Source organism: Mesorhizobium sp. WSM4887 (genome assembly GCF_029625865.1).
Taxonomy (GTDB): Bacteria; Pseudomonadota; Alphaproteobacteria; order Rhizobiales; family Rhizobiaceae; genus Mesorhizobium.
In genome coordinates, this window is the sequence record NZ_JARTVP010000002.1 from 561143 (window position 1) to 572764 (window position 11622).

Consider the following 11622-nt stretch of genomic DNA (forward strand, 5'->3'; position numbering starts at 1 on the left):
TGGAGCACCCGCCTAAGGGCGACACCTTCAACCCCCTTGCGGAAGTTGAGCCATCATCTGGCCGGGGCAGCAGCGCGCCGTCATTTAAAAAAGATGTAGGTCCCGCGGGCATCTGTCTGTTTACCGACAGGCTTTCGCAGTGCTGATAATAGCGACAGCCCGTCGCCAGCTATGGGGGGAACAGGCGACGGGCTGAGCGGCAATCGCCAGTGACAGCTGGATATGACCGCCTGCAGAAACTGACACCGAGAGCGTCCGTTCCGTTGAAACCTCGGAGGGAGGCGGCGAATACGTTAGCCTTAACTGATTATAGACCGCGCTGTCCTATTCTGAGACAGCGCGGTCTGTCCCATCGGCCGCGCAGGCGGCTTCGGCAACACCCAGCAGCCCACCCTGCCAGCTGTCGGAGCCGCCACCGATTAGATACTAGCAATGGTTGAATCAACTATTACCACGCATCCTTACCGGTGCATTTCGCCGATCATTACCATTTTGGGATGGGAACAACGAACTCGAGGGGCATGTTTCGCAGATAAGACCAATGCGAATGGAAACTGGACTTCAGTCGCAGGATCTGAAAACCGGTCGGAGCCCGCTCGCACGAGCGGGCTCCGTCGTTGCCTTTCAGACGGCCGGCAGAACGGAGGACAGACCGTGCCGCCGACTCTACAACCGCTTGCGTGTCGCGATGTTCCCTGTTCCGGCTTAGATGCGCTCAAGTCATCTCTGACAATTCAATCGACCAAATTTGTGATCGACGGTCTGAGAGCCGGTATACGCCCGGATTATTTTCGGGCCAGCTCTCGCCGCGCGGCTTGGGCCGTCTTGATTTCCTTTAGGAACCTTCAGGATTTCGGCGTCCAACGCCGTCAAATGTGATTTCGCCAGTTTTCCATCACAGGCGGGGGCGCAAACCATTCCCGCGCGACGGTAAGCGTGAAAGCGACTGGCCTTACTTGGAAAACTGTTTCAGGTAAGCGATGACGTTGGCTACGTCCTGATCGTTCTTGAGGCCGGGAAACGCCATCTTCGTCCCTTTGATCATGCTCCTGGGGTCATGAAGATACTTCGTCAGCGTGGGCTCATCCCATTTGATGCCGGATTTTCCGGCCTCGGTCATGGCCATGGAATAAGTGAAACCGGGATGCGTGCCCGCGGTGCGCCCGATGACGCCGTTCAGAGAGGGGCCAACCTTGTTCTGGTCTTGGTCGGCAATATGGCAGACCTTGCACTTGGTGAAGACCTTCTCGCCTGCGGCGGCATCCTGTGCCCGCGAAGGGCTTGCAATGAAGATCGTGGCCGCCGAGGCGATGAAAAGTGCGATTGCGCGCATGGCATTCCTCCCTGACGATCGTCATTTGCGCCGGACGATCCGAACGCCAGCTGCGCTGGCGTGGCCTGAACGGTAGAGCGGAATATCCGTGCTCCCACCAATGGAATTGCGGCATCTACATACCACAATATCAAGCCGATGGGTAGAAACGCCAATCTTTCCGAGGCTGATGAGGTTCCAACAAACTCCTAGAGCGGGTCCAGCGGCAGCTAAAGTCGTTGTTATATCGAGCCTTGTCCAAGCCCTCTCTCCCCAAGAGAAAGATGCGGCCGGACATTCAGTTAAGCAAGAGCCCCGGATTGCTTCCTGGGATCTGGCGCAGGGCTCACGGCTCAGTGCAGCGCCAACCCCGTGATCAAGACAACGAGTTCGACGGCAAGAGGGCCCGCTAGAAGCCAAAAGAGCTCGAGCCCGACGGGCTGTTCAGGATGCCTCATTGGCGTCCCCCACTGGCTGGAAGCTGAATGCGGAACGCGAGCTTCCGGGATCTTCGGCTTGGCGGCAAGGTTCTTGACCCCACCATGACCGTCGGCAAACATAGGGCATGGGGAGTTGCGACGCCGGGATTCGCAATGCAGCTCAATGCTGAGCTTCAGAAATTTGCCTTGGCATATCTGCCTCGCGCCAGAGTACCCCTCGCGCGTTCGACAGCGATGGGCCTTGCGGCCTTCGCTGTCGCGCTCCTGGTCCGCCTCGGCCTCGCGCCATGGATACGGGGCCTGGCTTTCCTGACGTTCTATCCCGCCATCCTCATAGCCAGCCTGTTCGGCGGCTCCTGGGCTGGGATCCTCGTCCTAGGTCTTGGCGTGACCGTCGGAAGCTCCCTTTGGCTGGAACCGATCACATCGCCCGAATGGGGCCTGGGAACGCTTGTCGCCGTGCTGGCGTTTCTCACGTTCGGTTGCCTTATGATCGGAGCTGTCAGCCTAACCCACGCGTTACTTTTTGCGCTGCGGGACGCCGAAGAACGCGCCTCGCTGGTCGCGGACGAGATGCGCCACCGGATCACGAACCTCTTCCAGTTGGTGCAATCGATCGCGCGCTTATCGGCAAAAAGCTCAGACACCACAGATGAGTTCATGCACAGTTTTACGGAGCGTCTGAAGGCGCTCTCGGAAGTTCAGTCCGGAGCGGCAGTAAACCCGAGGGGCATCTCGTTACATGGACTTCTCGAAGCAATGGCGGCGACATATGGCAATGACCGCCTATCCTATGAGGGTGTTGATGCGAGCCCTCATCCAGACACGACGCTAATGCTAGGACTTGTTCTGCACGAATTAGCGACCAACGCCACGAAGTACGGTGCGTGGTCGGCGAGCGAGGGCCGTGTTCACGTCAGCTGGGACATTCAGGGCGACGTGGTTCGGATGCGGTGGCAGGAAACTGGCGGCCCGATCGTGCTTGGAAAAGCTCGAAACGGGGCAGGCACCCGTTTGCTCGACAGCGCCTTCCGAAGCGCAGGCGGGAGCGTGAGCTGGCTCCCTCAGCCGGAAGGCCTCATCGTTGAAATTGCCTTCAGGCTGACTGGCAGGGACTAAACAGGGGAGCGACAATTTCGGAAGACGCCGCAAGAATCAACGCGTCGCCGTCAGCTCTGCCTTTATACCCCGCCAGGCATGCAGCAGTTTCGGGCTTCGCCGGCCGGACAGAGCAGCCCAGCTGCCACCCGAGGCAAGTCTCTATTATGAGCCAGCCGTTCGGCCGGCGATAGGCGAATAACTTTCAGCTGATTAGTATCCCGCGGTGCGTATCCCTGCTTCACACCGGTGCCGAACGCAGCGCCTGATACCAACCGGCTCGAACTGACCACCCGCGAAGGCGCTCGAGTTCCTTGCGCGCTCGAAAGCCTGCAGCACCACCGCCCAATTCTAAGCCCTTCGTCTGACCGAATAGCCGTTGTGATGACGCAGAATTCTCTGAAATAATAGCACGCGCTATCTGAAGGCGTGCCAATGTTTATAGAACTCCAAGTCGCGCCTCGAGGCTGAATTTGAGCCCCGAATTAGGCGCGGGCAGCTTCGAATGGATCGGGGTCAATTGGCCGGCAGGAAGGAGTAGCTCGAACACGGCTTTGCCAGCTTGTCACGTACGCCGTCTTGGCGCAGGGCCGTCGCGCCTGTCGGCTCGCATCATCTTAGGAATACCGGCATTGAACGCGCATGTGTGAGACCGGCTGCGCCTGTGTTTGGAGGTCTCTGGTTCTTCGCTGCCTCTCGGTACGATTCTCACCCACCATTCGGCTCGAGTCACGTGAATGGCGCGGTCGAATACGACGGTTCGAGGCTGCTGCGATCAGGCTGACGCTAGGTGTTTTTGTGACGTGCGGTGAAGGAGACACTATATGTCCGAACTACTTTGGATCCCGGGCATTGGCGGGAGCCTTGGAAACGACGCGACTTGGTTCGGCTTCTGCTCCTCCCTCAAAGGCCTTCAGACGATCGGCGACGGACCGGTCCCAACCGCTGGAACTGGCGCTCCGGCTGCCGATATTGACAGCAGGCCAAGGGCTTCGGCGATCGAGGAACCGACTCCCGATTCCGGCAGTCTTGCTGCCGGAATCGGCAAAAGCATTCATAGCGATGGCCCGGATTTAGCCGCGACCAGAATCGATGCCCTCATTGCCGCCTGCACTTCGACAGGCGGGATCAATGCCGGCCTGAACGGCCTTGCGGAAGCTGCAGCCAGAATTGGTATTCATCTCGACGGCACCTTTCCTGAGAGCGCGACAGGATATGCCTCGGGCTTATGGCATCGTGCGGGCCTCCCAGATGCCACCCACGAAAACACCAGTGCCGGTGCCGCATCCACGACCGGCACCGCAACGGCGAGCGCATTGACCGCCACCAGTGCCCTGGGGGCCGACCCGGTGTTCGAAACGAGGATCGCGACCGCAGGGGACGACGTCGAGGAGAAAGGCTCCGGCTCGATTTCGACCAACATCAACGATCTGGAGTTGGGTTTTGACAGCAGCACCCGCCAGACGGTCGGTCTCCGCTTCACCGGTATCGATATCCCGCAAGGCGCGATCATCACCAGCGCCTACATCCAGTTCCAGGCCAACGAGGTGAAGACCGGCGCGGCCTCGCTGCTGATCAAGGGCCAGGACACCGACGACGCAAGCGCCTTCACCAGCACCAGCTTCAATGTATCGTCACGGGCAACGACCGACGCGTCGGCGACTTGGACGCCGGCCCCGTGGACCACGGTGGGCGAGCAGGCCCTGGCCGAGCGCACGCCCGACCTGACGGCTATCGTCCAGGAGATCGTCAGCCGCTCGGGCTGGGCGGCGGTCAACGATATGGCGTTCCTGATCACCGGCACCGGCACGCGCACAGCCGATTCCTACGAGTACAATCCGACCAGCGCGCCGCTGCTGCACATCGAATATGTCTTGCCCGGATCCGGAAGTCCGGTGGCCTTCAACACGCCTGCCGATGCCGATCCCACTGCCAACCAGATCGCCGAGCTCGCCGCGGCGGGAGCATCCACCGGGATCACCGCTTCGGCCACGGATCCCGACGCCGGCGCGACCGTCAGCTACAGCATCAATGATGCGCGCTTCGCTATCTCCAATGCCGGCGTCATCACGCGCTCGGCCCTTGGCACACTCGACTTCGAGACCCATTCGTCCATCAATCTGACGGTGACGGCGACCTCCTCCGACGGCAGCACGGCCAACAAGAGCTTCACCCTCGCCGTTCTCGACAGCCCGGAACCTGTAAAGTTCAACGCGCCGCCCGATGCCAACACCGCGGCCAACCAGATCCTCCAGAATGCCGCCGCCGGTACTGCCGTGGGCATCACCGCCTCGGCCAAGGATCCCGATGCCGGCTCGACGGTCACCTACACGATCGACGATTCGCGCTTTGCCATCAATTCCAGCACCGGCGTCATCACGCGATCGAGCAGCGGCACGCTCAACGCTCAGTCCGAACCGACGATCAATCTTCACGTGACAGCCACCTCGTCGGACGGCAGCATCGCCACGCACACCTTCACCGTCGACGTCACCGGCGGCAGCCAGTTGCCGACATCCGTGACCTTGGCGCATACCATTCTGACTTCGCAGTGGTCGCCGCCGAGTCCCGATCCAACCGATATCGTCTATATTTCCCACCTCGGCACGCTGCTCGTTGCCGATAGTGAGGTGGAGGAGATGTCGATTTTCACCGGCAAGAATCTCTTCCAGATGAATCTGAACGGCACCCTGACGGGCACGCTCACCACCATCAATTTCTCCGATGAGCCGGCCGGGGTCACCTATAATCCGGCGAACCACCATCTCTTCTTCTCGGACGATACCGGCACGAAGAGCGTCTACGAGTTGAACCCGGGCAACGATGGCCTTTACAACACCTCCGACGATATCGTGACCTCGTTCAGGACCGCTGCGTTCGGCAGTACGGATGCGGAGAGTGTTGCCTACGACACAAACCGCGGCGTGCTCTATCTCGAGGATGGCACCACCCATAGCATTTACACCATCGCTCCGGGCCCGAACGGCAAATTCGACGGCGTCCCAAGCACGGGCGGCGATGATGTCGTGACGAGTTTTTCTACACAATCGCTCGGCACACCCTCCGACGGCGGCCTCGCGTATGATCCGGTCCACGACCTGCTTTATGTCATCGTGTCACGCACCTCCGTGGCAATGGTGACGCCAACCGGGGATCTGCTGGGCACACTCGACATCTCCGCCGCCAACGCGAAAAAGCCGGCGGGACTTGCCCTGGCGCCGAGCAGCGACGATCCGAGCCACCAAATGAGCCTCTATGTCGTCGATCGCGGCGTGGACAACGACTCGAATCCAACCGAGAACGACGGCAAGATCTATGAATTCCATTTGAATGATTGGCTGCTCGCCTGAGGAGACTCACACTTTGGTCCCTATGCTGAAACCTTCGCCCTGCTGCATCATTTGGTAGAGCCGGCAGCGTGCGAGTTCCCTTCATCGTCGGCAATGGAAAGTGAATAGATGGCCCGCCATTCCGTGCCTGGAGTGACGGGCATCGGTTGCTTCAAGGGATCGGGTCTCTGATTCGCATCGTCAACCTCATCTAGCCTCTAAGGGCTAAGCCATCTTGAGTTGGATTTTGCGGGCCTTGGCGGGCGCGGCCTTGGGCAGCACTAGACGCAGGACGCCGTTCTTCTGCGACGCCTCGATGCCGTCGCGGTCGATGTCCTCGGATAGCGTGAAGACGCGCTCATAATCGCCGGCGCTGTATTCGGCATAGACCTGACGATAATTTTCATGCTGTTGATCGGCCGCGTAGCCGCGGATCGCCAGTGTCCGTTTCTCAAGCGTGATATCCACTCCATCCGGGACGACGCCGGGCATGTCGACGAGAAGGACGACATTGTCCTGCGTCTCATAGATATCGGCGCGCGGCACGAATACGGGCCGAGAGCGGGTCCGTTCGCCGCTGTCAGGCTTGCTGATGACCTGGCGATCGGTGGTCTTTAGTTCCTGAGCCATGGTTCCCTCCTCTCATCCCTTGATCTGGATCTTCTTCGGCCGATCCGCCTCCGGTCGATGCAGTTCGACCTCGAGCACCCCGTTGCCGAAACGCGCCTCGACCTGTTCCGGATCGACGCGGAACGGCAGTTGCACCGTCCGGGAGAAGCTTCCGTAGGGGCGCTCGCGACGATGCCAGACGGATTTCTCGTCCTCCGCCCGAGATTCGCATTCGCCCTTCAATGTTAGTGTATTGTCGCGCACCGTAAGTTCGACCTCGTCGGGCGCGATCCCAGGCAGTTCGGCGGTCAGCGCTACGCTATCGTTGCCGACCCAAAGATTGACCGGGGGAAACTCCTGGGCGGCACTGGCCGTCAGGCCGGCCAGACGCTGATTCACTTCCTGTTGCATGCGCCGCATTTCCAGAAACGGATCGAATCCGACGCGGCCCAAATCCGATAACAGCATAGGGATCCTCCTTCGATTGACGACCAGACGCCGCAACGCGCGAAGCACGCGTGCACCGGAAGCGAACTGGATCGAAGGCAATCGGGCGGCGATCAGGCAGAGATCGAGACGGCCAGGAGCCAGCTCGCAACCGCGAGGAGGGAAGTTCGAGCAAACGCCGGAACATATCCTCCATGCGAGCGACATGAACCGAACTCGGTCCCTGATAGGACCGTTGTTCCCGTGCCAGGACCCGATAGCGGCATCCGGCAAAAATGAGTTAGGGAGGGCCAAATTGCGTTTCAAGAGGTGGTCTTTGAGACGCTCTGCGATCCCCCACCGGGCCGCTTCGGCCGTGACCGTGAGCCTCACGGCGCCTTAGTAACGGAGCGCCAAGCCAAAGCTCGACGGCGCTGCATCGATTGCAGAGAGGCCGTCGGGAACCGTCAAACCGGCAAAGAGCAAGGCGGCATCGGGCTTCGAGTTCTAGGCCCGCTTGGCGCGGATGGCATAGCGGCCCGGGCGTGACCAACTTTCGGATCTATGCCTCGCCTACCGTTGGTCACCGCCAGGGCAGCGCCTAGCTTCGCGACGAGCACAGGATCGCCAATTGCATAGGTGGTGCTGGGGCGAAATTTCGCGGTGCTAGCGATTGTCAAGCAAGACGGCCAACTGTCTGGTGCCGGCGCTTTCTACAATCAGTTCTTCCAGCCATAGCTCGCTGGCACGAGGTGCGCGACGTCTGACGACACGTATCGCGTCTGATATGGAAACTGCTGTGGTCTTCGCATGATCATCCAGGTATCGGCCCACTTCAATCACGACATCCGCATCGACGTTGGGCGGCAATTCTCGCATGGCACCCTCCTGGAAGCACGAGCCCCAAGTATCGCGCTGAGGAGTCGGAGAGTCGACACGGACCAAAGGCCCGTAACGAGACGAGATGTTTTATCGATACAACATGAAGCCGCTGAACGCTCGCTTCGGCTTCTCTGCTTTTGGCTCTTGCGGTGTGCCCACGCTTGCCACCTTCCCAACGAAGGCGCCGGGCTGATCTGGGCGAGATAGATCATGCCGGCGAGCGTATGGCTTGCGACAGGCCAACCAGGCGAGGCGTCATCCAACCAGGCTTATCTTGGTTCGCTCGAGTTTGGGCCGCCGGCGTTGCCGGAATCTCCTCGCGGCATATCTATGGCAGAGAGCAGAGCGTCGCGAACTCCTGGCTCTCAAGCGGATCGGCAACGGATCACGAGCTGCTGTTTTGACGTAATTGGAATACCATGCCGCTGACTAGCGTTTAACCAAAGAGCACGAGGCGAATCCGAACGGAGGACGTTCGATGCATGCCGGCTTCCCACAAAACTTGATCCTAGCTGGATTGGGAGTCCTCATGGTCAGCTGCGCTAGCGTCCCAGCTCAGAAAATGGTGGCAGTAACCGGCTATGGCCCTAACCCTACCCTGCCGAAACCGACACCCACACTGATCCCAACCGTCAACATCGCGGAGGCAACCGGCTGGCAGAAAGGTGGTATGCCAACCCCGGCGAAGGGGCTGAAGGTGACAGCGTTCGCCACCGGCCTCGACCATCCGCGCTGGCTGCACGTGCTCCCGAACGGCGACGTGCTTGTGGCCGAAACCAATGCCCCTGCGAAGCATGACGATGGGTTCAGCCTCAGAAAGCTCGTCATGAACCAGGCCATGAAGCGAGCCGGCGCTGCGACCATCAGCGCTAACCGCATCACGCTCCTGCGCGACACCAATGGCGATGGCGTTGCGGATGTGCGCAGGATTTTCGTGGAAGGCCTCAATTCGCCCTTCGGCATGACGCTTTCCAAAGGCAAGCTCTATGTCGCCGACACCGACGCGCTCGTCGCTTTCCCCTACTCCAACGGCCAGACCCGAGTAACCGCGCGGCCGGAAAAGATCGTCGACTTGCCGGCCGGAGACATCAACCATCATTGGACCAAGGACGTGATCGCAAGTCCGGACGGACGTAAACTCTATGTCACGGTTGGCTCCAACAGCAACGCTGGAGAAAATGGCATCGCCGCGGAGAAAAACCGCGCCGCCGTCCTTGAGGTGGATCGGTCCAGCCGCAGCACCCGGGTTTTCGCATCCGGGCTGCGCAACCCAAACGGGCTCTCCTGGAATCCTGAAACCGGCGAGCTTTGGGTCGCCGTGAACGAGCGTGATGAGATTGGCGACGATCTCGTGCCTGATTACATTACTTCAGTTCGCAACGGCGCTTTCTATGGCTGGCCCTACAGCTATTATGGGCAGAACGTGGACGAACGCGTCAAGCCGCAGCGCCCTGATCTTGTAGCGGCGGCAGTCAAGCCCGACTATGCGCTCGGCTCCCATACCGCCTCTCTGGGTCTTGCCTTCTCCAGACGCGCGTCGCTCGGCACGGCCTATGGCAACGGCGCTTTCGTTGGCCAGCACGGCTCATGGAACAGAAGAGTTCACAGCGGTTATAAGGTGATCTTCGTGCCGTTCCGCGGTGGTAGACCGAGCGGGCCCCCGAAGGACGTGCTCACCGGCTTCCTCGGACATGATGGCAAGGCGATGGGCCGTCCGGTCGGCGTTGCTGTCGATCGGGCCGGCGCGCTGCTCGTCGCCGACGATGTTGGTAATGTCATCTGGCGGGTCAGCCGAGCGAAGGTGCGTTAACGTCAGTGCCTTTCTGGCCGCTTTTTCCGCAACCGCGATCTCCAGCGCCGAGTATGGCCTTGCCGCCTATATCTACGCACGCGTCTTGCAAGGCACCCGCATGGCATCGAAGATCGAGTCCGTTATGATCGCGCTCAATCGCGATCTGATTTCCGACCCTGCCGACCCTCCGCAAGCGTCAAGCAGAGCGGGCTTGGGCGCGAGGGCGGCCAGAAGCATTACAAGCCGAGTTCATGGAGGCGAAATACTCGCCGTGATGATCTGATGAGAGAGATGGCGAAAGACCCATTCCGCACGCGCGATCACGTCCCCGAGTTCGACGACATCGTCGCCGGGATCCGCCGCAGAAGTGCGGAGACCAGGGCGAAAATCCCCATGATCGCTGATGTCGCTTATGGAGCCGGCCACGCTGAAACTCTGGACCTCTTTTTCCCGGAAGGCAGACGCGATCGACTGCCGGTGCATATCTTCATCCATGGCGGCTACTGGCGCATGTTCTCCAAGACAGATTTTTCCTATGTCGCGGGGTGTGTAATCAAAGCAGGAGCGATCGCGTCATCCTGGGCTATGCGCTGATGCCGGCGGTGAGGATGGCCCCGATCGTCGACCAGATACGCCGCGCCAAGCGGTGGGTGGATGAACACATCGAAAGCCACGGCGGCGACCCCGGCAAGTTGACCGTGAGCGGCCATTCCGCCGGCGCGCACCTCGCGACGATGCTTTTCGACGACGACAGCCGACCATCGGGTATCAAAGGAGCGCTCCTGCTCGGTGGCATCTACGATTTAAGGCCGTTGCAAGAGTCGTTCCTCGCGCCTGAAATCGCCATCACCGTTCCGGCAGCTTTCCTGGTAGAGCGTTTGGTCGAGGAAGCTGAACTCGGGTGGCTGATGGGGAGATCCAACGTCTCCTCGAAACCCATCCCGGTATCGCACCCATCGGAAGGTGGATAGATCAACAGGTCGATCTGCCCTCGATGATGGCGAGCCTCGCAACATGGCTGAGCAATGCCGGTGCGACATTCGTCAAGGGCTCGATGTTGCAGGTAGCTGAAGTCTTCCTGACGTTCTACATGCTGTTCTATTTCCTGCGTGATCGGACCGCAGTCGCACGCCTGTCCCGCGATTGGATGCCGCTGGAGAGCATCGACACCGAGCGACTGTTTCAGCGGGTGTTCGACACCGTGCACGCCACGGTCTACGGGACGCTGGCCGTCGCGGCCGTTCAGGGTTCTTTGGGCGGTCTGATGTTCTGGATCCTCGGATTGTCGACGCCCCTTCTGTGGGGCGTGGTGATGAGCCTGCTTTCTGTCGTCCCGGTGTTGGGTTCTTTCATCGTATGGATACCGGCAGCAGTCCTGCTCGCGCTTGATGGCGATTGGGGTAAGGCTCTCATCCTCACAGGCTGGGGCGGCATTGTTGTAGGCGGCATCGACAATGTCCTTCGCCCGATGTTTGTCGGAAACCAGTTGAGGCTTCACACCATTCCCGCGTTCATATCGATGCTAGGTGGACTCGCCCTGTTCGGGCCGCCGGGGTTCATACTTGGCCCGCTGGCCGTTACGGTGACGTTGCTGCTTGTCGAGATATGGGCTGTGGGCGAGAGAAGTGGCAGTCACAAGTAACGGGAATGACCTCGCATTGCTCTGTCCCAAAACAATGGCCGCGAGCGAACGCGCGAGGAAGTGAAAGGTGACGCTGGGTTGCCAACAATTAT

10 protein-coding genes and 1 pseudogene are annotated in these 11622 nt (G+C 60.1%); 7 read left to right on the forward strand and 4 right to left on the reverse strand.

Going from position 1 to position 11622, the window contains the following annotated elements:
• Window positions 1–952: 952 nt before the first annotated feature.
• Window positions 953–1333, reverse strand: coding sequence for a cytochrome c family protein (locus tag P9230_RS11145; RefSeq protein WP_278118920.1), 381 nt, complete (start codon window positions 1331–1333; stop codon window positions 953–955).
• A 572-nt stretch (window positions 1334–1905) separates the two neighbouring features.
• On the opposite strand from P9230_RS11145, the gene P9230_RS11150 reads away from it, so the two are divergent.
• Both P9230_RS11150 and P9230_RS11155 read left to right on the forward strand, forming a co-directional pair.
• Window positions 1906–2871 carry an HWE histidine kinase domain-containing protein gene (locus tag P9230_RS11150; RefSeq protein WP_278118922.1) on the forward strand — a complete coding sequence of 322 codons (966 nt, stop codon included), beginning with the start codon at window positions 1906–1908 and terminating at the stop codon, window positions 2869–2871.
• A gap of 1295 nt (window positions 2872–4166) precedes the next feature.
• Window positions 4167–6200: an RTX toxin gene (locus P9230_RS11155; RefSeq protein WP_278118924.1), complete on the forward strand. Its 2034-nt coding sequence runs from the start codon at window positions 4167–4169 to the stop codon at window positions 6198–6200.
• Window positions 6201–6404: 204 nt separating this feature from the next.
• Here P9230_RS11155 and P9230_RS11160 read toward each other — a convergent pair whose 3' ends face one another.
• The 3 genes from P9230_RS11160 to P9230_RS11170 form a co-directional block, all read right to left on the reverse strand.
• Window positions 6405–6809, reverse strand: coding sequence for an Hsp20/alpha crystallin family protein (locus P9230_RS11160; RefSeq protein WP_095802941.1), 405 nt, complete (start codon window positions 6807–6809; stop codon window positions 6405–6407).
• 12 nt (window positions 6810–6821) lie between these two features.
• Entirely contained in the window at window positions 6822–7256 is a 435-nt protein-coding gene (locus tag P9230_RS11165; protein WP_278118927.1) for an Hsp20/alpha crystallin family protein, read from the reverse strand.
• Between the two features lie 624 nt (window positions 7257–7880).
• Entirely contained in the window at window positions 7881–8093 is a 213-nt protein-coding gene (locus tag P9230_RS11170) for a hypothetical protein (protein WP_128203410.1), read from the reverse strand.
• Window positions 8094–8574: 481 nt separating this feature from the next.
• Between P9230_RS11170 and P9230_RS11175 the strand changes: the two genes are divergently transcribed.
• The 5 genes and pseudogenes from P9230_RS11175 to P9230_RS11190 all read left to right on the forward strand — a co-directional run bounded on the left by P9230_RS11175 (window position 8575) and on the right by P9230_RS11190 (window position 11530).
• Window positions 8575–9906: a sorbosone dehydrogenase family protein gene (locus P9230_RS11175; RefSeq protein ID WP_128203411.1), complete on the forward strand. Its 1332-nt coding sequence runs from the start codon at window positions 8575–8577 to the stop codon at window positions 9904–9906.
• Window positions 9907–9955: 49 nt separating this feature from the next.
• A pseudogene (locus P9230_RS11180) lies at window positions 9956–10163 on the forward strand (aldehyde dehydrogenase family protein); the annotation flags it as partial.
• A gap of 7 nt (window positions 10164–10170) precedes the next feature.
• Entirely contained in the window at window positions 10171–10482 is a 312-nt protein-coding gene (locus P9230_RS32425) for a hypothetical protein (RefSeq protein WP_347403993.1), read from the forward strand.
• The gene (locus P9230_RS32430; protein ID WP_347403994.1) at window positions 10482–10859 is read left to right on the forward strand and encodes an alpha/beta hydrolase; all 378 of its coding nucleotides are present in this window, start codon (window positions 10482–10484) and stop codon (window positions 10857–10859) included. Before P9230_RS32425 ends, P9230_RS32430 begins: the two co-directional genes overlap by 1 nt.
• A complete protein-coding gene (locus P9230_RS11190) occupies window positions 10790–11530 on the forward strand; it encodes an AI-2E family transporter (RefSeq protein ID WP_278118929.1) in 741 nt (246 codons plus the stop codon). Before P9230_RS32430 ends, P9230_RS11190 begins: the two co-directional genes overlap by 70 nt.
• Window positions 11531–11622: the final 92 nt, after the last annotated feature.